At 71.7% G+C, this 23,410-nt stretch carries 24 protein-coding genes and 3 pseudogenes; 16 read left to right on the top strand and 11 right to left on the bottom strand.

The window, feature by feature from the left end; all coding sequences use genetic code 11:
- Positions 1–14: 14 nt before the first annotated feature.
- Positions 15–1,253, top strand: coding sequence for a dihydrolipoamide acetyltransferase family protein (locus tag I6J71_RS27790; protein WP_204089553.1), 1,239 nt, complete (start codon positions 15–17; stop codon positions 1,251–1,253).
- Between the two features lie 427 nt (positions 1,254–1,680).
- Here I6J71_RS27790 and I6J71_RS27785 read toward each other — a convergent pair whose 3' ends face one another.
- On the bottom strand, positions 1,681–2,142 hold the full coding sequence (locus I6J71_RS27785; RefSeq protein ID WP_204089552.1) for a hypothetical protein: 462 nt from the start codon (positions 2,140–2,142) through the stop codon (positions 1,681–1,683).
- Positions 2,143–2,248: 106 nt separating this feature from the next.
- Here I6J71_RS27785 and I6J71_RS27780 point away from each other — a divergent pair, with 106 nt between their 5' ends.
- Positions 2,249–2,944, top strand: coding sequence for a helix-turn-helix transcriptional regulator (locus I6J71_RS27780; RefSeq protein WP_204089551.1), 696 nt, complete (start codon positions 2,249–2,251; stop codon positions 2,942–2,944).
- 575 nt (positions 2,945–3,519) lie between these two features.
- Here I6J71_RS27780 and I6J71_RS27775 read toward each other — a convergent pair.
- Positions 3,520–4,368 (bottom strand): GH25 family lysozyme, encoded by an 849-nt coding sequence (locus I6J71_RS27775; RefSeq protein ID WP_204089550.1) that lies wholly within the window; start codon positions 4,366–4,368, stop codon positions 3,520–3,522.
- A gap of 394 nt (positions 4,369–4,762) precedes the next feature.
- Between I6J71_RS27775 and sigJ the strand changes: the two genes are divergently transcribed.
- Together sigJ and I6J71_RS27765 are read left to right on the top strand one after the other, a co-directional pair.
- The gene (gene sigJ, locus I6J71_RS27770; protein ID WP_204089549.1) at positions 4,763–5,650 is read left to right on the top strand and encodes an RNA polymerase sigma factor SigJ; all 888 of its coding nucleotides are present in this window, start codon (positions 4,763–4,765) and stop codon (positions 5,648–5,650) included.
- Positions 5,651–5,856: 206 nt separating this feature from the next.
- Positions 5,857–6,126, top strand: coding sequence for a hypothetical protein (locus I6J71_RS27765; protein ID WP_204089548.1), 270 nt, complete (start codon positions 5,857–5,859; stop codon positions 6,124–6,126).
- Here the strand turns inward: I6J71_RS27765 and I6J71_RS27760 are convergent.
- The 3 genes from I6J71_RS27760 to I6J71_RS27750 all read right to left on the bottom strand — a co-directional run bounded on the left by I6J71_RS27760 (position 6,111) and on the right by I6J71_RS27750 (position 9,304).
- On the bottom strand, positions 6,111–8,501 hold the full coding sequence (locus I6J71_RS27760; protein WP_204089547.1) for an excinuclease ABC subunit UvrA: 2,391 nt from the start codon (positions 8,499–8,501) through the stop codon (positions 6,111–6,113). The two genes, I6J71_RS27765 and I6J71_RS27760, sit on opposite strands and share 16 nt — an antisense overlap.
- A gap of 106 nt (positions 8,502–8,607) precedes the next feature.
- A complete protein-coding gene (locus I6J71_RS27755; RefSeq protein ID WP_239153941.1) occupies positions 8,608–8,949 on the bottom strand; it encodes a VOC family protein in 342 nt (113 codons plus the stop codon).
- A 169-nt stretch (positions 8,950–9,118) separates the two neighbouring features.
- A complete protein-coding gene (locus tag I6J71_RS27750) occupies positions 9,119–9,304 on the bottom strand; it encodes an FCD domain-containing protein (RefSeq protein WP_204089545.1) in 186 nt (61 codons plus the stop codon).
- Between the two features lie 84 nt (positions 9,305–9,388).
- On the opposite strand from I6J71_RS27750, the gene I6J71_RS27745 reads away from it, so the two are divergent.
- Positions 9,389–9,526, top strand: a complete 138-nt coding sequence (locus I6J71_RS27745) for a hypothetical protein (protein WP_204089544.1) — start codon at positions 9,389–9,391, stop codon at positions 9,524–9,526.
- A 525-nt stretch (positions 9,527–10,051) separates the two neighbouring features.
- Positions 10,052–10,828, top strand: a complete 777-nt coding sequence (locus I6J71_RS27740; RefSeq protein ID WP_204089543.1) for an SDR family NAD(P)-dependent oxidoreductase — start codon at positions 10,052–10,054, stop codon at positions 10,826–10,828.
- On the opposite strand, the gene I6J71_RS27735 is transcribed toward I6J71_RS27740, so the two are convergent.
- Entirely contained in the window at positions 10,786–11,325 is a 540-nt protein-coding gene (locus I6J71_RS27735; RefSeq protein ID WP_204089542.1) for a GNAT family N-acetyltransferase, read from the bottom strand. The genes I6J71_RS27740 and I6J71_RS27735 overlap by 43 nt on opposite strands.
- Before the next feature lie 127 nt (positions 11,326–11,452).
- On the opposite strand from I6J71_RS27735, the gene I6J71_RS27730 reads away from it, so the two are divergent.
- The 3 genes from I6J71_RS27730 to I6J71_RS27720 are packed head-to-tail and all read left to right on the top strand — an operon-like array spanning position 11,453 to position 14,290.
- The gene (locus I6J71_RS27730) at positions 11,453–12,094 is read left to right on the top strand and encodes a GntR family transcriptional regulator (RefSeq protein ID WP_204089541.1); all 642 of its coding nucleotides are present in this window, start codon (positions 11,453–11,455) and stop codon (positions 12,092–12,094) included.
- 13 nt (positions 12,095–12,107) lie between these two features.
- Positions 12,108–13,016, top strand: coding sequence for an oxaloacetate decarboxylase (locus I6J71_RS27725; RefSeq protein ID WP_204089540.1), 909 nt, complete (start codon positions 12,108–12,110; stop codon positions 13,014–13,016).
- Positions 13,013–14,290, top strand: coding sequence for an amidohydrolase family protein (locus I6J71_RS27720; RefSeq protein ID WP_204089539.1), 1,278 nt, complete (start codon positions 13,013–13,015; stop codon positions 14,288–14,290). Before I6J71_RS27725 ends, I6J71_RS27720 begins: the two co-directional genes overlap by 4 nt.
- A gap of 178 nt (positions 14,291–14,468) precedes the next feature.
- Here I6J71_RS27720 and I6J71_RS27715 read toward each other — a convergent pair whose 3' ends face one another.
- Positions 14,469–16,088 carry a class I adenylate-forming enzyme family protein gene (locus I6J71_RS27715; RefSeq protein WP_204089538.1) on the bottom strand — a complete coding sequence of 540 codons (1,620 nt, stop codon included), beginning with the start codon at positions 16,086–16,088 and terminating at the stop codon, positions 14,469–14,471.
- Between the two features lie 106 nt (positions 16,089–16,194).
- Between I6J71_RS27715 and I6J71_RS27710 the strand changes: the two genes are divergently transcribed.
- Positions 16,195–17,169: an NADPH:quinone oxidoreductase family protein gene (locus I6J71_RS27710; protein ID WP_204089537.1), complete on the top strand. Its 975-nt coding sequence runs from the start codon at positions 16,195–16,197 to the stop codon at positions 17,167–17,169.
- Here the strand turns inward: I6J71_RS27710 and I6J71_RS27705 are convergent.
- A pseudogene (locus tag I6J71_RS27705) lies at positions 17,166–17,944 on the bottom strand (enoyl-CoA hydratase/isomerase family protein). The gene I6J71_RS27710 and the pseudogene I6J71_RS27705 sit on opposite strands and share 4 nt — an antisense overlap.
- A 130-nt stretch (positions 17,945–18,074) precedes the next feature.
- On the opposite strand from I6J71_RS27705, the gene I6J71_RS27700 reads away from it, so the two are divergent.
- Positions 18,075–18,803 (top strand): hypothetical protein, encoded by a 729-nt coding sequence (locus tag I6J71_RS27700; protein WP_204089536.1) that lies wholly within the window; start codon positions 18,075–18,077, stop codon positions 18,801–18,803.
- 123 nt (positions 18,804–18,926) lie between these two features.
- On the opposite strand, the gene I6J71_RS27695 is transcribed toward I6J71_RS27700, so the two are convergent.
- The 3 genes and pseudogenes from I6J71_RS27695 to I6J71_RS51140 all read right to left on the bottom strand — a co-directional run.
- Positions 18,927–19,592 (bottom strand): TetR/AcrR family transcriptional regulator, encoded by a 666-nt coding sequence (locus I6J71_RS27695; protein ID WP_204089535.1) that lies wholly within the window; start codon positions 19,590–19,592, stop codon positions 18,927–18,929.
- A gap of 61 nt (positions 19,593–19,653) precedes the next feature.
- Entirely contained in the window at positions 19,654–19,812 is a 159-nt protein-coding gene (locus I6J71_RS48980; RefSeq protein ID WP_239153940.1) for a hypothetical protein, read from the bottom strand.
- Positions 19,781–19,954: pseudogene (locus tag I6J71_RS51140) on the bottom strand (CoA transferase); the annotation flags it as partial. The pseudogene I6J71_RS51140 and the gene I6J71_RS48980, both read right to left, overlap by 32 nt.
- Positions 19,955–20,158: 204 nt before the next feature.
- Between I6J71_RS51140 and I6J71_RS27685 the strand changes: the two are divergent.
- The 5 genes and pseudogenes from I6J71_RS27685 (at position 20,159) to I6J71_RS27670 (ending at position 23,396) form a co-directional block, all read left to right on the top strand.
- Positions 20,159–20,659 (top strand): AMP-binding protein, encoded by a 501-nt coding sequence (locus I6J71_RS27685; protein WP_204089534.1) that lies wholly within the window; start codon positions 20,159–20,161, stop codon positions 20,657–20,659.
- Positions 20,660–20,667: 8 nt separating this feature from the next.
- A complete protein-coding gene (locus I6J71_RS27680) occupies positions 20,668–21,246 on the top strand; it encodes a TetR/AcrR family transcriptional regulator (protein WP_204089533.1) in 579 nt (192 codons plus the stop codon).
- A 162-nt stretch (positions 21,247–21,408) separates the two neighbouring features.
- Positions 21,409–21,852 carry an SDR family oxidoreductase gene (locus I6J71_RS49925; protein WP_255569978.1) on the top strand — a complete coding sequence of 148 codons (444 nt, stop codon included), beginning with the start codon at positions 21,409–21,411 and terminating at the stop codon, positions 21,850–21,852.
- Positions 21,800–22,201 (top strand): SDR family NAD(P)-dependent oxidoreductase, encoded by a 402-nt coding sequence (locus I6J71_RS49920; protein WP_255569977.1) that lies wholly within the window; start codon positions 21,800–21,802, stop codon positions 22,199–22,201. The genes I6J71_RS49925 and I6J71_RS49920 overlap by 53 nt, the downstream gene beginning before the upstream one ends.
- Positions 22,202–22,215: 14 nt before the next feature.
- Positions 22,216–23,396, top strand: a pseudogene (locus I6J71_RS27670) (acetyl-CoA C-acyltransferase).
- The last annotated feature ends 14 nt before the right edge of the window (positions 23,397–23,410 follow it).

The raw sequence follows: 23,410 nt of genomic DNA, 5'->3' as shown, positions 1-23,410 counted from the left end.
CGGGAGTTCCAACGATGGCAACGCTGTTGCGGGTGCCGGAAGTCGCCACGGGGTCGACCGAGGCCGTGCTGAGCGAGTGGCTGGTGCCCGAGAACGAGGTGTTCGACGCCGGCACGGCTCTCGCCGTGCTCGAGACGGACAAGGCGGCCGTGGAGGTGGAGGCCGAAGCGAGCGCGATCGTGCTGCGGCGACTGGTCGGCCGCGGCGCGACGGTGGAGGTCGGCGCGCCGATCGCCGTGCTCGGGGCCGCGGGGGAGGACGTGAGCGCGCTGCTGGCCGAGCTGGGCGGCTCGGCTTCGCGGGCGGCTGAACCGGCGCCCGAGCCGGCCGCCGTCGCGCCCGCGTCGAACGGGTCGGCGCCGCGGATCTTCGCGAGCCCACTGGCCCGGAAACTGTTGAAGGAAGCCGGGATCGGGCTCGAGGAGGTGACGGGGACCGGGCCGAACGGGCGGATCGTGCGCAAGGACGTCGAGGTCGCCATCGCGCGGGCGGGCACGCCGGCGCCCGGGGTTCCCGAACCGGCGCCGGTGGTTCCCGACCCGGCGCCGGCGCGGCGCGAACCGGAAGCCGGCACGTCGTACACGGAGATCCCGCACACCCGGATCCGCCGGGCGATCGCGAGCCGGCTGACGATGAGCAAGCAGACGGTGCCGCACTTCACCGTGCGCCGCACCGCGCGGATCGACGCGCTGCTGGCGCTGCGCAAGCAGCTCAACGAGGTGTCGCCGGCGCGGATCTCCGTGAACGACCTGATCATCCGCGCGGTGGCCGTCGCGCACACCGACGTGCCCGACGCGAACGTCATCTGGACCGACGACGCGCTGCGCAAGTACGACTCGGTCGACGTGGGCGTCGCCATCGCGTCGGAGAAGGGCCTGGTCACGCCGGTGCTGCGCGGGGTCGAAAAGCTGTCTCCGAGCGGGGTTTCCGCGCAGGTCAAGGCGTTCGTGGCGCAGGCGGGCGAAGGCAAGCTGAAGCAGCGCGACCTCGAAGGCGGCTCGATCGCGGTGAGCAACCTCGGCATGTACGGCGTCGACGACTTCACCGCCATCATCAACCCGCCGCACGCCGCGATCCTGGCCGTGGGCGCCGGGAAGCCCGGCCCCGCCGTGGTCGACGGCGAGCTCACCGTGGCCACGCAGCTGTCACTGGTGCTGTCGGTCGACCACCGGGCCATCGACGGGGCCCTCGCGGCGCAGTGGATGGCCGCGTTGGTGGAAGCGCTCGAGCGGCCCCTGCGGCTCGTCGCCTGATGCGGCCCGGTTCCGCCCGGCTGTTCGGCCGGGTGGAACCGGGTTGCGCCGAACGGGCTCGTGCAGCTCGGTCGTTCGGTGTGAGCCGGGTTTGTGCGGACGGCGGTGATTCGCCGTCGGCGGGCCCGGATCCCCCGGAGGCTGGTGCTGGTGCGGCGTCGGCTGTCGCCTTCTGGCCGGCGCGGCCCGTGGGGCCCGGGACCGGATGCCGGCGGCGATAGGTATGACCTGGGATGTCGGCGTGCGTCGGCCGATCGTGCGCCGGCCAGGCGGTTGCCGGAACTTCAGGTCCGAGGTGCCACCGCGAGCCGTCCCCTGACCCGGCTCGCGGTGGCTCCAGCGTGAAGGCGCCGTTTCCGCCGGCGATTCGCTGCGGCGGCGCCTGCCGCCGCACGGTGAGCTCACGCGTTGTGGGGTAGGCGTCCGGTCAGCGGCCGCCAGGACCGCCGTGGCCGCTGTCGTCTGCGGGGTTGCCGTGGAGGCCGTGGTCGTCGCCGGGTTCCGGGTGGTGGCCGTGGTCGTCGCCTGGTTCGGGGTGGCTGTGGTGAGTGGGGTACGTCGGCGGGGTGCAGGTGGCCGGCGCGTGTGTGATGGGGGCTGGGTGGGCGCCCCGGTCGTCGGCGGGTTGCAGGCGGGCGTCGCGATCGTCGCCGGGTTCGGTGCCCGTGCCGCCGTGGCGGTCGCCGGCTGCCGGTGTGGTGGTCCGGTCGTCGGGATGCGGGTTGTCCTCGGTGGAGACGAAGGCAGTCGATCGGGGCTGGGAGCCCGGGGTGCCGGCAGCCGAACCGCTCCACACGAGTGCTGCGGTGATCCCCGCGATCGCGACTGTCCCCGCGACGACGCCCGCGATCCCGCGGCGGGAGTGGTTGTGCTCAGGTGAACGCGTCATGGGCTCAGCGTCCGGCCACCCGCGGGCCGACCACCATCGTCCGGTGGTGCTAGTACCCGGCGACAGTTCGCCCGGCGGCGAACCTTCCGCGAGCTACCCTCACCCGGTGGCGACCGGCGACTACAACCTCGCGGCGACGGCCCGCGCGATCGGCGAACCGGCGCGCGCCGCGATGTTGCTGCGGATGATGGACGGCCGCCGGCACACCGCGCGGGAGCTCGCGGACGTCGCGGGCGTGGTGCCGTCGACGGCGAGCGCGCACCTGGGCCACCTGGTCCGCGCCGGGCTCGTCACGGCGGTCGCCGAAGGGCGAACGCGGCTGCACGCGCTCGCCTCACCGGAGGTGGCGGCGGTGCTGGAGGCCCTCGCGGCCGTCTCGCCGCTGCTGCCGGTGGAGTCGCTGCGCGAGGCGCGTATCGGGAGCCGCCTGCGGGCCGCACGGTTGTGCTACAGCCACCTCGGCGGGCGGCTGGCGGTCGTGCTCACGCGGGCCCTCGTCGACGGCGGCGTGGTCGGCGAGCTGGCCGAAGGCGCATCGTCCACAGTGCACTCGTTCGACCACCCCTTGTTGCGGGCCCTGGACATCACGGACCTGCCGCCCGGCTCGGCGCCCGCCGCGCGCGGGTGTCTCGATTGGACGAAGCGGGCACCACACCTCGCGGGCAGACTGGGCACGGCCGTCGCGACGCGCCTGCTCGACCACGGCTGGCTGCGGCGGCGCCCCCGCGACCGGGCGTTGACGATCACCCCCACCGCCCGCGCCCACCTCGACCGGCTCGGCCTCGGTTCAGCCGCGAACTGAGCGGCCCCAAGTCCCGCTGTCGGCCTGTCCACCACGGGCCGGCCGAAAACCCGCGAGTCACGGGCACAATGAGCACTCGCGTGTCCTGCACGGTCGTGGAGCGATCTTCGCGGGCGCAGCGGCCAGGAACTGACCGCTTTCGACGGTCCTTTCGCGACCCCCCGGCACCTGGCGGTCAGACAGCGGGTGACGTCCATTCTCGAGCGCTTGGCCCAGCTGAAGGGCCGCAGTCGCGCCAGGGCGGAACGAACTCGCGCGAGTGCTTGGCACCCGGCGAGGGGCCACCTTCACGCCGCCAGAGGCGGTCCCTTCGCGAGAACCTGCAGGCCGCTTTCACGCACGCGACGGGCCCTACTCGAGCACCTACCCTGGAGTGGGCGGGCTGATTCAAGCCACATCGGATCATCCCCTCGCGCAGGCCCGCACCCGGCTGCGGTGCGTCGTTTCACGCCACCCGGTTCCGGCGTGAGCGCCGCGAACCGCCGCGCAATCGCTTTCCGACTGAGCGAGCACCTTGCACCCCGAACAGCCGGCCTTCACGGCACACCGGATGACCCCCACGTGACCGGCCCGGTTCAGGCCGCCGGTGACGGTCCCTTCGCCAGCGCCTGCACGCGGCTCAAGGGCCCGTTGTAGTAGTTCTGGTCGCCCGGCAGACCGCCGGCGCGGGAGAACTGCCAGATGCTCTGCTTGTCCCACCCGGCGGGCAGTTCGCCGATCTGCGGGGCGTAGCGGGCGAGCCACAGGGGGTCCGTGTTGCCGAACCGGTTGGTGTTGCCGGTGCACAGCTTCCACCACGTGGTGCTCGTGTAGATGAGCGCGCTGCGGCCCTCGTGGGCGAGGTAGGTGCGGGTGAAGTCGGCGATCCAGTTCGTCAGGTCGGCGGGGGTCTTGCCGTAGCAAGCGTCGCCGTACGGGTTGTACTCGATGTCCAGGGCGCCGGGCAGAGTGGTGCCATCGCGGCGCCAGTCGCCGCCGTGGGCGATGAAGTACTGGGCCTGCTGGGCGCCGGTGGACACGTCGGGGCGGGCGAAGTGGTAGGCGCCGCGGATGAGGCCCGCCGCGTGCGCGCCGTCGTACTGCCCGCGGAACTGCGGGTTCACGAACCCCGTGCCCTCGGTCGCCTTCACGTAGGTGAACTGCGCACCCGCCGCGGTCGCCGCCTTCCAGTCCACGACGCCCTGGTGCCCGCTCACGTCGTGGCCCAGGGTTTGGCCGGTGTCCGCCCGCGCCAGGCCGGGTCCGCCGTGCACCCCCTCGTGCGCCGCGATCTGCGAGCCCGCGAAGTTGTCCGCGGCGCGCGAGTAGTCCGCCGCCCCGGCCGGCCCCGGCGTGAGCAGCCCCCACGCCACCACCACTCCGGCGGCGAGCGCCACCCTCCTACGCCACTGGCCCCCACGCTCGTTCCCCGGCAGTTCACGCATTCCGGCTCCGATCTCGGCAACGGGCACGTCCGATGATCATCGTGCCCACGAGCCGGTGACTCCGCGAGCGATCCATCACCCGAACGGGGCGACGTCCACAGTGGACATAGCCGGCCTTGCCGAGGGCTGGTCTCCCGCTGAGCGGGACACGCGGGAAGCGGTGCCCGCGGCGTTCATCCTGGACGGGCACGATCCAGAATGCGGTGCGGATTTCGCCGGGGAACGCGGGGAAACCGCCGAAAACTCGTCCTGTCTCGGCTTGTCGCCGGGCCGATGATCACCGGCCACGTTCACTCTCCCGGAGGACGGCGGAGCACTCCGCTGGCGGGCGTAAGCTGGCGATGTCACGCTCGACCACAGGGCCGCAACCGTCGTCGGAAGGGCCGCAGGAAGCATGGACGAGACCGCAAGCGCCACGCTGGACGACGCGGCCGAGGTCTTCGCCCAGGTCCGGCCGCGGCTGTTCGGCATCGCGTACCGGATGCTCGGCAGTGCGGCCGACGCCGAGGACGTGCTGCAGGAGGTGTGGCTGCGCTGGCAGAAGGCCGACCGGTCCGTGGTCGAGAACCCCGCCGCGTACCTCGCGACCACGACCACCCGCCTGGCCATCAACGCCACGCGCACCGCGTACGCCCGGCGCGAGACCTATCTCGGCCCGTGGCTGCCCGAGCCGATCGACACGTCGGCCGATCCGCAGCTCGGCGCCGAACGCGCGGCCGCGCTGGAGGTCGCCGTGCTGCTGTTGCTGGAGAAGCTCACGCCGACCGAGCGCGCCGCGTACGTGCTGCGCGAGGCGTTCGACTACCCGTACGCGCAGATCGCCGAGATCATCCAGACCTCGGAGGTCACGGCGCGCCAGTACGTGAGCCGCGCGCGCAAGCACCTTTCCGCTGAGCGCCGCGAACCGGTGAGCGAAGACGAGCAGAAAAAGCTGATGAGCGCTTTTCTCGCCGCCGCGCAAGCCGGTGATCTGTCCACGTTGGAGAAGCTCTTCGCCGAGGACGTGGTGAGCTACTCCGACAGCAACGGCCTCGCCCGCGCCGCCCGCAAGCCGATCCACGGCGCGGTGGCTCTCGCGAAGGTCATCCGCGCGTACAAGGCCCACTTCTGGACCGGCGCCGAGATCGTCCAGACGCCGGTCAACGGGGCCATCGCCGCGGTGCTCAAGCGCGACGGAGCCGTCTACGGCGTCATCAGCTTCACGGTGTCGGACGAGGGGATCGACCAGGTGATGTGGATGCTCAACCCCACCAAGCTCTCGGCCGTCCTGCCCGGCGCCTGAGGCCCGGACGACGCGGCGCGTCGTCGTTCTCGGCCGCGTCGGCGCGGGCAAGTCGACGTTCGCGCCGCGGCTCGGCGCGGCTGCGGATCTGCCCGTCGTCCAGGTCGACGCGCTGGTGTGGTCCCCGGACCTGACGCCGACGCCGCGCGTGCGCTGGCTCGAGGTCCAGCAGGACCTGGTGCTCGAGCCGCGGTGGCTCCTCGACGGTGACCTCGGCCCGTACGACGCCCTCGAACCACGCCTGCGGGCCGCCGACACCGTGGTGTTGCTGGACTTCCCGCTCTGGCGCTGCGCCGGGCGCGCTGCGGCGCTCGCGCGAGAACCTCGCCTTCCCGCGCTGGCTCGTCACCTACCGCCGCCGCGCGCTGCCCGTCGTCGAAGCCGCGATCACCCGGCCCGGACCCCGGGCCCGCCTGCACCGGCTCGGGAACCCCGGCGCGGCGGAGGAGTTCCTGGCCGCTCAGGCACTCACGTAGTCCGCGAGATGCTCTCCGGTCAGCGTCGCGCGCTTCGCGACGAGGTCGGCCGGCGTGCCCTCGAACACGACCTTCCCCCCGTCGTGGCCCGCGCCGGGGCCGAGGTCGACGATCCAGTCGGCGTGGGCCATCACGGCCTGGTGGTGCTCGATCACGATCACCGACTTGCCGGCGTCGACCAGCCGGTCGAGCAGGCCGAGCAGCTGCTCGACGTCGGCGAGGTGCAGCCCGGCGGTCGGCTCGTCGAGCACGTACACGCCCCCGTCGGTGCCCATGTTCGTCGCCAGCTTGACCCGTTGCCGCTCGCCGCCCGAGAGCGTGGTCAGCGGCTGGCCCAAGGTGAGGTACCCGAGCCCGACGTCGGCGAGCCGCTGAAGGATCTTGTGCGCTGCCGGGATCTTCGCCTCGCCGTCGCCGAAGAACTCCTCCGCCTCGGCCACCGACATCGCGAGCACCTCGCTGATGTCACGCCCGCCGAGGTGGTAGTCGAGCACCTCGGCCATGAACCGCTTGCCCTCGCACACCTCGCACGTCGTCGCGACGCCGGCCATCATGCCCAGGTCGGTGTAGACGACGCCGGCCCCGTTGCAGTTCGGGCACGCACCCTCGGAGTTGGCGCTGAACAGGGCGGGCTTTACGCCGTTGGCCTTCGCGAAGGCTTTGCGGATCGGCTCCAGCAGCCCCGTGTACGTCGCGGGGTTGCTGCGCCGCGACCCTCGGATCGCACCCTGGTCGATCGACACCACGCCCTCGCGCCCGGCCACCGAGCCGTGGATCAGCGAGCTCTTACCCGACCCCGCGACACCGGTGACGACCACGAGCACACCCAGCGGGAGGTCGACGTCCACGTCGCGCAGGTTGTGCAGGTCGGCACCGCGCACCTCGAGCGCGCCCGAGGGCGTGCGCACCGTCGGCTTGAGCTTGGCGCGGTCGTCGAGGTGCCGCCCGGTGCGGGTGCCGGACTTGCGCAGGTCTTCGACGCTGCCCTCGAACACGACCTCGCCACCGCCGCTGCCGGCGTCGGGCCCGAGGTCCACGACGTGGTCGGCGATCGTGATCGTCTCGGGCTTGTGCTCCACCACGAGCACGGTGTTGCCCTTGTCGCGCAGCTGGCGCAGCAGCCCGTTCATGCGCTGGATGTCGTGCGGGTGCAGGCCGATGCTCGGCTCGTCGAACACGTAGGTCACGTCGGTGAGCGACGAACCGAGGTGGCGGATCATCTTGGTGCGCTGCGCTTCGCCACCGGACAGCGTGCCCGCCGGCCGGTCGAGCGAGAGGTACCCGAGCCCGATTTCGACGAACGAGTCGAGCGTGTGCCGCAGCGAGCCCAGCAGGGGAGCGACCGACGGTTCCGTCAAACCGCCGACCCAGTCGGCGAGATCGCTGATCTGCATGGCGCACACGTCGGCGATCGACTTGCCGGCGATCTTCGACGACCGCGCCTCCGCGGACAGGCGGGTGCCGTCGCAGTCGGGGCACGTCGTGAAGGTGACGGCGCGTTCGACGAAGGCGCGGATGTGCGGCTGCATCGAGTCGACGTCCTTGGACAGGAACGACTTCTGGATCGCGGGCACGAGACCCGAGTAGGTGAGGTTGATGCCCTCGATCTTGACCTTCGTCGGTTCCTTGTACACCAGGTCGTTCAGCTGCTTCTTCGTGAACTTCTTGATCGGCTTGTCCGGGTCGAAGAACCCGGTGCCGCGGAAGATGCGCCCGTACCAGCCGTCCATGCTGTAGCCGGGGATGGTGATCGCGCCCTCGTTGAGCGACTTGTTCTCGTCGTACAACGCGGTCAGGTCGATGTCGTTGACCTTGCCGCGGCCCTCGCAGCGCGGGCACATGCCGCCGGTGATGCTGAAGCTGCGGCGTTCCTTGATCGTGCGCCCGGCCCGTTCGACGGTGACCGCGCCCGCGCCGCTGATCGAGGCGACGTTGAACGAGAACGCCTGCGGCGACCCGATGTGCGGCTTGCCGAGGCGGCTGAACAGGATGCGCAGCATGGCGTTCGCATCCGTCGCGGTGCCGACGGTGGAGCGCGGGTCGGCGCCCATCCGCTCCTGGTCCACGATGATCGCCGTGGTCAGGCCTTCCAGCACGTCGACGTCGGGGCGGGCCAGGGTTGGCATGAAGCCCTGCACGAAAGCGCTGTAGGTCTCGTTGATCAGCCGCTGCGACTCCGCGGCGATGGTGCCGAAGACCAAGGAGCTCTTGCCCGAGCCGGAGACGCCGGTGAACACCGTCAGGCGGCGTTTCGGGAGCTCGACGCTGACGTCCTTGAGGTTGTTCACGCGCGCGCCGTGCACGCGGATCACGTCGTGGCTGTCGGCGCCGTGCGGCGCGGACGAGGGCTGGGCCTTCGCCGTGGCTTTGGTCATCGGGTCTCCCTCTCGTCGGACGGGGGCCGCGCCCGCGGCCCCCGTCGGCGTCACCTGGCTCGATTCAACCAGGTCGGCGCTGGTGAGCGTGGCGTTCGCGGGCGGCTCAGCGGTCCTGCAGCAGCCCGAGGACGTTGCCGTCGGGGTCGGTGACGGTGGCGACGAGGCGCCCGCCGCCGACGTCCTTCGGCGCGTCCTTCACCACGGCGCCGGCGGCGGTGACCTCGGCGAGCTTCGCCTCGATGTCGTCGACGTGCCAGTAGGCGACGGGCGAGGTCATCCCCTGCGGGCCGCCGTTGGGCACGAGCCCGATGTGCTGGCCGGCGGTGTCGAAACCGACGTAGTACTCGCTGTCGGCCTGCGGCGCGAGGCCGAGCAGCGCGGTGTAGACCTCTTTGGCCTTGGCCAGGTCGGAAACGGGGTGCAACACGGTCTTGATGGCGGACATGGTCACTCCTGGGATCTGCGGTTGCCGGGCGCCTCGTGCGGCCCGGCGGTTCGACGTCTTCGACGCTAACGGCGGCAGGCGCACGGGCGCTTCTCGATTCCTGCTCGGTTGGGGCCGACGCGCAATCGGGTGTGGCCGGTGCGGGCACCGGCCACAGTGGACGCCCGCGTCAGAGAACCCGCACGAGCACCTGGTGGGTGGCCTCGAGGTGCGCGGCGAGCCGGTCGGCCGCGAGGGCGCCGTCGCGGGCGAGCACGGCGTCGAGCAACCCGCGGTGCTCGGCCGGCACGTCGCGCCCGGGCTGTGGCGCCGCGACCTCGAGCGCGACGGCGTGATCGGCCGATACGCCGACCACGCGGTGTCGATGGTCGGGTCGATCTCGTAACACGATGAGCTGGCCACCGAGACGGCGCCGAAGATCGTCGACGAGTTCACCGCGATGGGCGTCGACCTCGTGCTGGTCGTGCCCTTCTGCCCGCAGTGCCACGTCGCCGGCGGCGGGCTCGTGCACGCCATCGAGCGCCGCGGCCTGCCGGCCACGAACAGCACGACGCTGGGTCGCCGGCCGAAGCCGTGAAGGCTCCGCGGGCCACCTTCCTCGACTTCCCGCTCGGCTGCCCGGCGGCCGGCCCCGCGAGACCGGGCAGCAGCGGGCGATCGTGCGCGCCGCCCTCGAAACCGGCGCCTGCCTCGACCCGGTCGGCCGTGGTCACCGCCGCGGCTGCCGTTCCGGTGGGCCGCCGACGGGAACCGCGACCGGGAAGCGCCGGTGACCGAGCTGTACCGCGTGGACAACCAGATCCGGGGAAGCGTGCTGGCGAACCTGAGCGCGCACGTGACCACGCTGGCCGGTCAGGAAAAGGAGCTCACCATCCATTGCGCCTGCTGACGGCCCACTTCGGACGCCGCGGCCGGTGCTGACGGTCGCCGTGCCGCTCGGGTTCGCGGTGGGAACGCTGCTTGCGGCCGGCAGCGGGCTCGCCGACGCCGTCCCCGGCTGCGACCGGCGTGCTGCTCGCCGTGGGGTACGGACCCGGCTCGCTCGTCGCGTACCTGCGGTCGGCTTGACGCGGAGCGCGCTCCAGCTCCTAGCCTCGCCGGCATGGAGCTGACGACGAGGGTGCTGGTGACCGGGGCGACGAGCGGGCTGGGACTGGCGATGGCCACCGCCTTGGCCGGGGCCGGCGCGCGGGTCGCGGTGACGGGCCGGTCGGGGGAGCGGGCGCGGACGGTCGCCGCGCGGCTACCCGGCGCGGTCGGCGTGGCACTGGAGGTGCGGGACGAGACGTCGGTGGCCCGCGCCGTCGACGAGGTGTGGGCGCGGTTCGGCGGTCTCGACCTGCTCGTGAACAACGCGGGGCTCGGCATGCGCACCGTCAACCCGCGGTTCATGACGCATCCGCGGGGCTTCTGGGAGGTGCCCGCCGAAGGGTTCCGCGCGGCGGTCGACACGAACCTCACCGGCTACTTCCTGGTGGCGCGCGAAGTCACGCCGCGCCTGCTCGCGGGCGGCGGCGGCCGGATCGTGAACATCACGGTGAACGAGTCGACGATGACGCGCGCCGGCTTCGTGCCCTACGGTCCGTCGCGCGCGGGGAGTGAGGCGTTGTCGCGCGTGATGGCCGCGGACCTGCTCGGTACCGGCGTCACGGTGAACCTGCTGTTGCCCGGCGGCGCCACCGTGACGGGGATGCTGCCGGACGTCCCGGAGCAGCACACGTTCCTGGACAGGGCGGTGATGGGGCCGCCGATCGTCTGGCTGGCGTCGCCCGCGGCGGCCGGGGTGCACGACGAGCGCATCGTCGCCGCGGAGTTCGAGCAGTGGCTGCGCGCGCGTCAGGCGCGGAACGACGCCGGGGCGAACGAGAACACGGCGTAGTCCCGGCCGGTGACGCTGAAGTCGCCGACGTAAGTCATGCCGAGGTGCGTGTGGACGGCCAGTGACTTCGCGTTGGCCCGCTCGACGAACAGCACCCCGGCTTCGTGCTCGGCGAGGTGCTCGGCGACGCCCGCGAGCAGCTGCCGCACCACACCCTGCCCACGGTGCGCCGGGGCGACCACAACGGGCCCGTACAGGAACACGCCCTCGGTCAAGCCCGCGGCGCGCGCGGTTTCGATCGTCAGCCGCGGCGGTCCTCCGTCGGCGTCGTCGGCCGGCGACGTCAGCGCGACGCCCGCCGGTTCGCCGTCGTCCTCGGCGAGGTAGACGCCGGTGGTGTTCTCGAACCGCGCGAGCTTCTCCTCGTCGAAGCTGCCCTGCACGAAGCCCTGCGCCGCGCGCTCCGCCGGAGAAAGGCCGAGCCCGCGCGCGCCGTCGAGCAGCGCCAGGACCGTCGCCCGGTCGGTGGAGCCGGCCTTGCGCACCAAGATCGTCACTCCCCCACTCTAGCGGGGCCCCGGAGGTGACGAGAGCCACGTGACAATAGTGTCGCCTGCATTGTTGACAACCCAAGCGTCACACACCTAACCTGGGGTTCAGCACCGATGGGCGAAGGGGCCGGTCATGAAGAGCGAAGAAGTCGAGCTGCACCTGCGGGAGCGGCTGCTGCGTGGAGAGTTCACGCCCGGCAGCCGGCTGCCGGAGGTGAAGCTGGCCGCGGAGCTCGGCACGACCCGCAACGCCGTCCGCTCGGCCCTGCTCGCGCTGGAGTCGCGCAAGCTGGTGGAGCGGATCCCCAACGTCGGCACCGTGGTCGCCAAGGTGGACCCCGATAGGCTGGAGGAGATCTACGACGTCCTCGAGGTGCTGGAAGGCCTCGCCGCCCGGCTCGCGGCGGCCAACGCGAAGCCGGAGGACTGGGTGCGGCTGCGGAGGCTGTTCGCTCCCGGCCCGCTAGACGAGGCCGCCGACACCGGCGACCTCGAGACGTTCCTCGCGGCCATCGACTGCTACCGCGACACTGTGATCCGCCTGGCGGGTCAGAGCTTCCTCGCCGAGACCCTCGCCGGCATCCAGGACCAGGCGCACCTGCTGCGCCGCCGCATCCTCATGACGCCGGGGCGCATGGCCGAAAGCCTGGCCGAGCACCGCGAGATCATCGCCGCCCTCGCCGAGGGTGACGCCGGGCGCGCCGAGGAACTCAAGCGCCACAACATGAAAACCGCCCGCACGCGGCTGCGCCGCTACCGCGATTTCCTCGTCTGAACCGAAGGAAACCATGCCGAACACACCGAACTCGCGCAGGAAGGCGTTCGAGGCCCTCCTCGCCCAGCCCGGGCCGCTCGTGCTGCCCGGCGCCTACGACGCCCTCAGTGCCCGGCTCGTCGAAAAGGCCGGTTACCGCGCCACTTACCTCGGCAGCTTCGCGGCCGCCGCGTCGGCGTTCGGGCTGCCCGACGTCGGGCTGCTCACCCTCAACGAGATCGCCGAAGAGGCGCGCCGCGTCGTCGACGCGGTCGACGTGCCGGTGCTCGCCGACGCCGAGAACGGTTTCTACGACGTCGCGAACATCTGGCGTGCCGTGAAGGTCTTCGAGGACGCCGGCGTCGCCGGCGTGCACATCGAGGACAACCTCGGCGGCAAGCACACCTCGGCCCCGCTCGGGCTGCTGCCGGCCGGGAAGATGGCGCAGAAGGTCCGCGCGGCGGTCGACGCCCGCACCGACCCCGATTTCCTCGTGATCGCCCGCTCCGACGCGGCGTGGGTCGAGCACGACCTCGAGGGCTGCGTCCGCCGCCTGGAAGCCTACGCCGCGGCCGGTGCGGACCTGGTGTTCGCGCCCGCGATCCCGGCGGCCGAGCTCAAGCGTGTGCGCGACCGGATCCCGGTGCCCGTCATGGTGGCCGGCGACCTGCTCGACGTGCCCGGATCCGACGAGCCGTCCAGCACGATCGCGGAATACGGCGACGCCGGCGCGGACATCGTTCTGCTCTGGTACACGGTGATCGGCGCGGCGTCGAAGAACGTGACGGCGGTGCTCGACGCGTTGCGCGGGGGAGAGGACGTCGCCGGCGTGAAGCACTTCGTCACCGAGCAGCACGCGTTCGAAGCGACCATGGGCTACGCCGAATACGAACAGCGCAGCGCACGCTACGCCGTCCCGAGCGGGCAGGAAGCCGGCGCGTGAGCGACGAGACCGTCTACACGGGAGCCCGCGTGATCAGCGGGGACCAGGTGCTCGAGGACGCGGCGCTGCGCGTGCGCAAGGGCGTCGTCCAGTGGGTCGGCGCGGCGGCCGAGACCGCTTCGGACGGTGCCGTGGTCTCCTTGCGGGGCAAGACGATCATTCCCGCGATCGTGAACCCCCACGGCCACATCGGGTACATGTGCGGCACCACTTCGCACGCCGCCTTCTATTCTCGCGTCAACGTGATCGACCACCTGCACCGGCTGGCCTACTACGGCGTCAGCACGTTCCAGTCGCTCGGCACCGACCGCGACGACACCGAGCTCGGCGTGCGCGACGACCAGCGCGCCGGGAAACTCGGCGAGCGCGATGTCGCCGAGCTGTTCACCGCGGGCGCCGGCATCGTCGCGCCGACGCCGGGAGGTACCAACGGCGGCCCGTTCTTCGCGGCCGACGTCGTGCACGAAGCCACGGGCCCGGCCGAGGTCCGCGAATACGTGCGCGGCCTGGCGGCGAAGAAGGTCGATGCCGTGAAGTTCTGGCTCGACGACCGCCACGGCACCAAAGCGAAGCTGGGCCCGGGGATCTACGAGGCGGTGATCGACGAGGCCCACGCCCGCGGGCTGATCGTCGCCGCGCACATCTACACGCTCGAAGAGGCGAAGGCCGTCGTGCGCGCGGGTGCGGACATCATCGCGCACCTGCCGCGCACCGGTACCGACGCCGAGCTCGTGTCGTTGTTGAAGGAACACAACGTCGCGGTGTGCACTTCGATGGCCATCCAGCGGCCGCCGGGAGAAGCCTGGCTCGACGAACCGGCGTTCGCGGACATCTTGCCGAGCGAGGCCGTCGAGAGCCTGCGCTCGACGATCCGCGAATACGCACCGGAACCGCTGTTCGACACCGCCGCGGCCTATCGCGGCATGGAGAAGACGCTCGTGGAGCTCGCCGAAGCGGGCGTGCGGCTGGTGTTCTCCGCCGACACGGGCCTGCTCGCGCAGATCATCGGATTCGCCGAGCACCGCGAGCTGGAGGCGCTCGTGGCCGCGGGCCTGTCACCGCTGGCCGCGCTCCGGCTCGCGACGGAGACGTCGGCGGAGCTGCTGGGGCTGGCCGACCGTGGCTCGCTCACCGCCGGCAAACGCGCCGACTTCATCGTGCTCGACGAAGACCCGCGCCGGGACATCACGGCGACCCGGCGGATCGCGGACGTCTACCTGGCCGGGGAACGCGTGGACCGCGACGGGCTGCGCGCGGGCTGGCAGCAGGGCTGAGCCGCGCAGGCGGGGTGAAGCCGGTGCCTCTCGCGGGCACCGGCTTCACCCCGCCTGCCGGCTCCTTCGGAGACAGTGGGCACAGCGGACATCCTGAATACACTGGACACTGTGGACACTGTGGACACTGTGGACACTGTGGACGCGGTGGCCGACCTGACCACCGCGTCCACAGTGGTCAGCCGCCGACCTTGCGCTCGGCACCGGCCCAGTACTGGTCGCGCAACCGGCGCCGCATGATTTTGCCCGAGCCGGTTTTCGGCAGCTCGGCGGCGAACTCGACCGAACGCGGCTTCTTGTAGCTCGCCAGGTGCTCCGCGCACACGGCGACGACGTCGTCCGCTGTCACGGTGTGCCCGTCGCGCACCACGACGATGGCCTTCAGCGCCTCGCCCCAGGTTTCGTCGGGCACACCGACCACGGCGACCTCCGCCACACCGGCCACAGTGGACACCACGTTCTCGATCTCAGTGGGGTAGACGTTGAACCCGCCGGTGACGACCATGTCCTTCTTGCGGTCCACGATGTACAGGTAACCTTCGTCGTCGAAGCGACCGAGGTCGCCGGTGCCGGCCCACCCGCCGGGGCTCAGCACCGCGGCCGTCGCCTCGGGCATCCGCCAGTAACCCATCATCGTCTGGTCCCCGCGGACGGTGATCTCGCCGATCTCCCCGGGGCCGACCTCTTCGCCGGTGTCGTCGACGAGTTTGACCTGCACGAACGGGCTCACCCGGCCCGCCGACGCGAGCCGCGCCGGCACTCCCGCTCCGGGGTCGAACGCGTGGTCGGCCGCCGACAGGCACGCAATGGGGATGGGCAGCTCGCTCAGGCCGTAGAACTGCACGAACACGTCGCCGAACACCGCGCGGGCGCGGGCGAGCCGGTCGGGCGCGATCGGCGAACCGGCGTAGACGACCGTGCGCAGCGACGAGTAGGCGCCCGGCCGCTGCTCGGCCGCGAGCACCAGCAGGTTCAGCATCGTCGGCACCATGGGGAGGATGGTCACGCGGTGCCGGGCGATGAGGTCCAAGGTGCTCGCCGCGTCGAACTTCGCGCACGTGAGGTGGGTCGCGCCGCGCACGAAGTACGATGGCGCGACGTACCCGCTCAGGTGGCTCAACGGTGCGACGTGCAGCACGAGGTCGTGGTCGGCGCCGGGCGGGAGCTCCAGCAGTTCGTTGCGGATCATCGCGGCCCAGTTGGCGTGGCTGAGCGTGGCGCCTTTGGGCAGGCCGGTCGTGCCGCTGGTGTAGAGGATGGCCGCCGGGTCGCCGGCGTCGGGCCGGGCCGGCGGTGCGGGGTCGTGCGCGCGCAGTTCGGCGAGCGTCGTGTCGCCCGGTCCGCCGGCGACCGTCACCACGTGGCGCAGGGCCGGCAGCTCGCCGCGGATGCCGGCGAGGCGTTCGGCCCAGGCGGCGTCGGCGAAGACCACCGCGGCAGTGCAGTCGTTGAGGATGTGCACCACCTCGCGCAGGTGCAGCCGGACGCTCAGCGCGGTGCGCACGAAGCCGCCCGAGAACAGGGCGTGCTCGGCCTCGAAGAACTCCGTGCAGTTGCCCAGCAGCAGCACTCCGCGGTCGCCGCGCCGCACGCCCAGCGCGGTGAGTCCGCCGGCGATGCGGTGCACGCGGTCACCGAGTTCGCGGTAGGTGAGCTCGGTGTCGCCGTCGCGTACGGCGATCCGCGAGCCGAACTCGCGGTAGGCCCGCTCGTAGTGCTCCGCGATGGTGACGCGCGGGCGCGGGAGCCGGTGCACCAGCCCGTCCTCGCCCGGCGTGCCTGTTTCGTCGAGCAGCATTGCCCAACCTCCTCCGCCGATCCTCGAATGGACCGATCGGTCTGAATAAGTCCGCTGGCAGACTAGTATGCTTGTACCGATCGGTATAAACAAGTACGGTCGGGTCATGAATGACGACGAAGTCCGCGCCCTCGTGATCACCGAGCCCACTGGCCCGGCCGCCCTGCGCCTCGGCACGCTGCCCGCGCCGCCGGCCGGGGCCGGGGTCGTCGTCGACGTGCGCGCCGCGGGTGTGACGTTCCCGGATCTGCTGCTCACGCAGGGGCGGTACCAGGTGCGGCCCGACCCGCCGTTCGCACCGGGCCTGGAAGTCGCCGGGATCGTGCGCCGGGCCGCGCCGGGCTCCGGGTTCGCGCCGGGTGACCGCGTGGTCGCCTACACCGGTATCGGCGGCGGATTCGCGGAAACGGTCGGAGTGCCGGCGAGTTCCGTCGTGCCCCTGCCGGACAACGTCGATTTCTCCGCGGGTGCCGCGTTGATGGTCAATTACCAGACCACGTATTTCGGCCTCGCCGATCGCGGCCGGCTCGAACCGGGCGAGACGGTGCTCGTCCACGGAGCCGCGGGTGGTGTCGGCACGGCCGCGATCCAGGTCGCGCTCGCGCTCGGCGCCCACGTGCTGGCGGTGGTGAGCGACGTGGCCAAGGCCGACATTGCCCGCCGGGCCGGTGCCACGGAGGTCCTCCTCGCCGACGGGTGGGCCGGCCAGGTCCGCGACCGGTTCGGCGCCGTCGACGTCGTCCTCGACCCCGTCGGCGGCGATCGTTTCGACGAGAGCCTGCGGCTGCTGCGTCCCGGCGGCCGCCTGCTCGTCGTCGGCTTCACCGAAGGCCGCATCCCGCAGGTCGCGGTCAACCGCCTGCTCCTGCGCAACATCGCGGTCGTCGGGGTCGCCTGGGGCCACTACGCCGCTCACGACCCCGGCCTCATCCACCGGGTCGGCGCGCAGCTCTCCCGGTTCGCGGCGGAAGGGCGGGTCCGGCCCGTCGTGGGCCGGACCTACTCCTTCGAGGACGGTGCGCAAGCGCTGCTGGACCTGGCCGCGCGCCGGACGGTGGGGAAGAGCGTGCTCGTGCTCTAGCGGCCGGTGAACTTCGCCTTGCCCGGCCCGTTTTCGAGGAACGACGTCATCCCGATCGCCCGGTCTTCGGTGTCGAACAGGGCCGCGAACACCTCCGACTCCAGGTCGAGCCCGGCCTGGAGGCCGGTGTCGAGACCGCCTTCGATGGCCTTCTTCGCGGCCGCGTACGCGAGCGCCGGGCCTTCGGCGAACTGCCGGGCGTAGGCGAGCGCGCGGGCGAACACCTCGGCCGCGGGCACGACCTCGTCGACGAGACCCATCGCCAGCGCCTCCTCGGCCCCGACGAACCGTCCGGTGTAGACGAGGTCCTTCGCCGCGGCCTCGCCGACGAGCCGGGCCAGGCGCTGCGTCCCGCCGCCGCCCTGGATCACGCCGAGCAAGATCTCGGGCACGCCGAGCTTCGCATTGTCCGCGGCGATGCGCCGGTCGGTGCTCACCGCGATTTCCAGGCCACCGCCGAGCGCGAAGCCGGTGATCGCACTGACGCTCGGTTTCGGCACGGTCGCGAGCGCTCCCAGGCCCGCCGAGATCCGGTGCGCCTCCGCGGCCAGACCGGGTTGCGCAGGTCGATCAGCTCGCGGACGTCGGCTCCCGCGGCGAACGTCTTCGGCCCGCCGTGCACCACGAACGCGCGGACGTCTTCGCGGGCGGTCAGCGTCTCCGCGACGGTGATCAGGTCTTCGCGGATGGTCCGGTTCAGCGCGTTCACCGGGGGCCGGTCGAGCCGGACGACGCCGACTCCGTCCTCGACCGTCAGTTGCACGTGCTCGGACAAGGCGCCTCCCTGGATCGATCGGTACAAAGAAACGTAGAGATCAGGCGTGGAATTGGGTTGTGACCTGGTCCATAATCCGGCGGCGCGCTGGACCAGGTGGTACGAAGCGGTCGCGGGTAAACTCGGCGGCATGAGCGACCCCGACCTGCACTTCTACTTCGATCCCGTTTGCCCGTTCGCGTGGATGACCAGCAAGTGGGTGCGCACCGTCGCGCGACAGAAGGCGTACGCGGTCGAGTGGCGGTTCATCTCGCTGCGCCTGCTGAACTCCCATCTCGACTACGACACGCACTTCCCGCCTGAGTACGAGGAGTCGCACACGTCGGGGCTGAAGCTGCTGCGCGTGGCGGCCCGCGTCCGGCGCGAGCACGGCCCGGCGCCGATCGGCAAGTTCTACGAGACGCTGGGGCAGGAGACCTTCGAGCGCGACGCCGTGCCGGGCGGGACGGCCGCCGCGGTGCACCGGGGTGTGCGGCAGCTCGCCGAGACGGCGCTCGCCGCGTGCGACCTGCCCGCCTCCTACGCCGACGCCCTCGAAGACGAGACCTGGGACGCCGTGATCCAGGCGGAGACCGACGTCGCCCTCACGCTGACCGGCAAGGACGTCGGCACGCCGATCCTGCACTTCGAACCGCCGCTCGGCACGGCGCTGTTCGGCCCTGTGATCAGCCGGCTGCCCGGCGACGCCGAAGCCGTGGAGCTGTGGGACCACGTCGTGGCCCTGTCGCGGTTCCCCGGGTTCGCCGAACTGAAGCGCAGCCTGCGCGAACGCCCGCAACTCCCGTCCTTCGGCGTGTCCACCGACGAGGTCGGCAAACAGGAAGACTGGCACGGCGGCAGCCGGCGGCAGAAGAAGTGACCGACCGCCCCGGCTCCCGGGCGTAGGCCTGCCAGCCTGACCTGCCCGGGTTCAGGAGCGAGGAAAGGGCCGCCGGAGGACCGCCGGCTGCGCCCGCGGCCGCCGAGTCGAGTGGCGCGGGAGTCAGAGGCAGGGCACGCCGGCGGTCGCGGGCTCGGCGGCGGCAGCCGGGGCATGGGTGGCAGGCGCCGGGGTGGGTACGCGCAGCTGGCCCTGGATGACGAGGTCGGTGAGGCGGTCCGCGATGTCGTCTGGGGAGAGCGGGCCCTTTTCGGTGTCGAGCCAGACGTGCGTCCAGTTGAACATGCCCAGGACGCCGAGCACGACGACGCGGTCGGCGCTCGCGAAGACGCCCTGGGCGACCCCCTCGCGCAGCACTTCGGCGAAGAGGTTCTCGTACTCGTCGCGCAGGGCGGTGAGCTGTTTGGCGCGTTTGCCGGTGAGCGCGTGCATCTCGCGGATCACCACGGTCACCTCGGCGCAGCGCGCGGCGATCGTGCGCAGGTGCTCGCAGGCCAGCGCGCGCAGTTTCTCCACCGGGCCCACGTCGAGTGCCAGCACTGCCCGGCCCCGCTCCAGCGCCTCCTCGACGTGCCGCTTCGACAGGTCGTACAACAAGTCCTCTTTGGACTTGATGTGGTAGTAGAGCGCGCCGCGCTGCAGGCCCGCGGCCGCGCCGAGCTCGGCGACGCCGGTGGCGTGGTAACCCTTGCGCGCAAAGATCTCCGCAGCGACGCGCAGAATCCGCTCCTGCGTCGACTCGCCGGCGCTGTCCCGGTGACGTGCCATGGTTCGTCCTGCCCTTCGTCCTGTAGTACGAGCGTACCGATCGGTCCAGGAAACGCAACGGTCAGCGCATGGCTCCGGACGTGACCAGTGAGTCGATCTCCGCGGCCGAGAACCCGTGCGTGACCAGCACTTCGCGGCTGTGCGCGCCCGGCACGGCGGGTGGCCCCGGCGGCGCGGACGGGGTGCGGCTGAAGCGCGGTGCCGGAGCGGGTTGCAGCATTCCGCGTGCTTCGGTGACCGTGCCGCGCGCGGTTGTGCGGGTGCGCGGCGACCTCGTCCAGCGACAACAACACGGGCCCGAAGCACACATCGCGACCGCCGAGCAGGCCGGTCCACTCGGCGGCGGTGCGGCCGCGGAACACCTTCTCGAGCCGCGTCCTCAGGTGCGGTCACGACCACGGGTCGACCGGACGGTCGGCCGCCGGCCGTTCGAGGTCCTGTCCGCCGGTCGCTCGCGGCTCCCTCGCGGTCCGGCGTGCTGGTATCGCCCGGCCGAGTGCTTGTACCGATCAGTGCTTGTACCGATCAGTCAGTACCGTTGTTCCGACCGACCGGTACACTGGTCGATGACCGGCTACTACGGGCAGGAGGCGGCCACGGCGGTGACGCTCGCGGCCGGGTGGCTGCACGCCGGCGATCTCGCGCACGTCGACGTGGACGGGTTCGTGTTCGTCTCCGGCCGGTCCAAGGACCTGATCATCACCGGCTGGCTCAACGTGTACCCGGCCGAGGTCGAACGGGTCATCGCCCAGCACCCGCAGGTGCTGGAGGCGGCTGTCGTCGGCGTCGCGGACGCGGCTTGGGGCGAGGTCGGCTCGGCTCTCGTGGTGCTGCGGCCCGGCGGTGACCTCGATCAGGACGGACTGACGCAGTACCGGAAGGAGGAGCTGGCGACGGTCAAGGTCCCGCGCCGGTTCGCGTTCACCGAGGCGCCGCTGCCGCGCACGACGCCGGGCAAGGTGCAGAAGTTCCGGTCCGCGAGCAGCTCGACCTGCCGTGACCTCGCCCTTGCGCTCCGGCAGGGCCGGCAGCCGATATCCTTGGATCGTTCGGTCCACGAGGGGTGAAGGCGGCTATGACGGTAACGGGATTCGAGGCGAACCGGGCGCGCGTGATCGGCATCGCCGCCGACCTGTTCGCCCGGAACGGCTACCACGGCACCGGGATCGCCGAGCTCGGCACCGCCGCCGGCCTGGGTCGCGGTGCGCTCTACCACTACATCGGCAGCAAGGAGGCCGTGCTCTACGCGATCAGCAAGGAGCAGGTCGACTCGATGAACGCCTACGCCGAAGCGCTCCTCGACCAGGACCTCGAGGCCGAGGAACTGCTGCGGCAGATGGCGCGCGGGCTGCTGCGCAACATCGCCGAGCACCGTTCCGAGTGGGCCGTGTTCTTCCGCGAGTACACCGCCTTGACGGGCGAGTGGCGCGACCGCGTCATCACCGCCCGCGAACGTTACGAGGGCTACTGGCGCCAGGCGCTGGACAACGGCGTGCGCACCAAGGTGCTGCGCCAGACGCCGCGGCTGCTCGTGAAGGGCATCCTCGGCATGCTGAACTACACCTACCTCTGGTACGAGCCCGGCGGCGAGCTGACGCCCGACGAAGTGGCGGACATGTTCCTGGACGCGCTGATCGACGGCATCCGCGCCTGATCCCGGCGTGACGAACGAGGGCTGACCCCGGCCGGGGGAGCCCTCGTTCGCGTTTTCGCACTCGTTTCCCCGATTCGGTCACTCGTTTTCATCGATACTTGTACCGACCGGTCTATACAGGTATCGTCGCCGATATCCGACGACGGACCGCGGGGAGGAATCGTGACGACGACGTCCACGTGCGCGCCGGTCACCGGCGGCGCCGGCGACATCGGGCGCGAAGCCGTTCGGCAACTGACGGCGCGGGGGCACCACGTGTTCGTTGCGGACGTCGACGCCGACGATGCCCGGCGCATCGCCGCCGAGGCCGGCGGGGCGGCGGTGGTGCTCGACGTGGGTGATCCGGGTTCGTGGACCGAGGCCGTGCGAGCGGTCGAAACCACGGGCCTGCCGTTGACTTCGGTGGTGCTCAGCGCCGGTGTCGCCCTCGGGGAGGTGGAGCTGAGGAACGTCTCGCCGGCTGCCTACCGCCGGGCGTTCTCGGTGAACGTCGACGGCGTCGCGTTCGGGCTGCGGGTGCTGGTGCCGCTGCTGGCCGAGGGGTGCGCACGTCGTGGCGACCGCGTCGCTCGCCGGGCTCACGGCCGTGCCGTTCGATCCCGTTAACGCGGCGACGAAACACGCCGTGATCGGGCTCGTCCGCGGCTACGCGCCCACCCTCGCGGCGCAGGGGATCGGGCTGCGCGCTGTGTGCCCGGGGCTCGTCGACACCGCGGTGTTGGGTACCGCCCGGCCCGAACTCGACCGGCTGAGCTTCCCCCTGGTCACCATCCGCGACGTGGCTGCCGCGCTCGTCGCGTGCGCCACCGGCGACGACCCCGGCGAGGTCGTGGTGGTGCAGCCGGGCCACGAGCCGCTCCCGTTCCGCGTTCCCGGCGTGCCCGGCGGACGCACCGCCGGACCCATGCCCGCTCTGCCCGACCGGCTGCCGATCGGCACCCGCCGGAACTCGTGACCCATGGAGGAACCATGACCTCACCCCGCGACGCGGTTGTCGTCGACGTGCTGCGCACAGCCGTCGGCAAAGGCAAGCCGGGCGGTGCGCTCTCGCACGTCCACCCCGTCCACCTGCTCGCCGACGTCCTGGCGGAACTGGTGCGCCGCAACGATCTCGATCCGGCGCTCGTCGACGACGTGATCGCCGGCTGCGTGACCAAGGCGGGGGAGCAGGCGGTGAACCCGGCGCGCAGCGCGGTGCTCGCCGCGGGCTTCCCGCTGTCGGTGCCCGCCATGACCGTCGACCGCCAGTGCGGCTCGAGCCAGCAGGCCGTGCACTTCGCCGCGCACGCGATCCGGGCCGGCGCGGCCGACGTCGTGATCGCCTGCGGTGTCGAGTCGATGTCGCGCGTGCCGATGCACTCCGACGCCCAGGGCGCCGATCACCTCGGGTCCCGCATCGCGGAGCGCTTCCCCGGCGGCGGATTGATCGGGCAGGGAGTGTCGGCTGAGCTGATCTGCGCGCGGTGGGGGCTGAACCGGGAGGAACTCGACGAGTTCTCCGCGGAGTCGCACCGCCGGGCCGCCGCCGCGCAGCCGTTGTTCGCGCCGGACCTCGTGGCCGTGGCGGAAGCGCCGGACCACGGCAGCGACGAAACCGTCCGGCCTGCCACGACGGCCGAGCGGCTGGCTGGGCTGCGACCGTCCTTCGTGGACGAAGCCGCCGCGCGCCGGTTCCCGGAGATCGACTGGAAGATCACGCCGGGAAATTCGTCGCCGCTGACCGACGGTGCCGCCGGCGTGCTGCTGATGAGCGCTGAGAAGGCTGAAGCGCTGGGGCTGGCCCCGCGCGCCCGCATCCACACCACCGCCGTGGTCGGCGACGACCCGATCGTGATGCTCATGGGCGTCGTGCCGGCCACCCACGCCGTGTTGGAGCGAGCCGGTCTGGGGCTCGACGACATCGATCTGTTCGAGGTCAACGAGGCGTTCGCGCCGGTGCCGCTCGCGTGGCAGCGCGAGACGAAGGTGGAGCACGAACGCCTCAACGTCCACGGTGGTGCGATCGCGCTCGGGCACCCGCTGGGCGCGAGCGGTGCGCGGATCCTGACCACGCTCGTCGGTGCGCTGGAGCAGCGTGGTTCCCGGTTCGGGCTGCAGACCATGTGCGAGTGGGCGGCATGGCCAACGCCACGATCGTCGAGCGGCTCTGACTTTTCTCACACTT

This window comes from Amycolatopsis sp. FDAARGOS 1241 (assembly GCF_016889705.1).
In the GTDB taxonomy this organism is placed as follows: Bacteria; Actinomycetota; Actinomycetes; order Mycobacteriales; family Pseudonocardiaceae; genus Amycolatopsis.
Note: the sequence above shows the minus strand (reverse complement) of the source record. Positions and strands in the feature narration are given on the sequence as shown.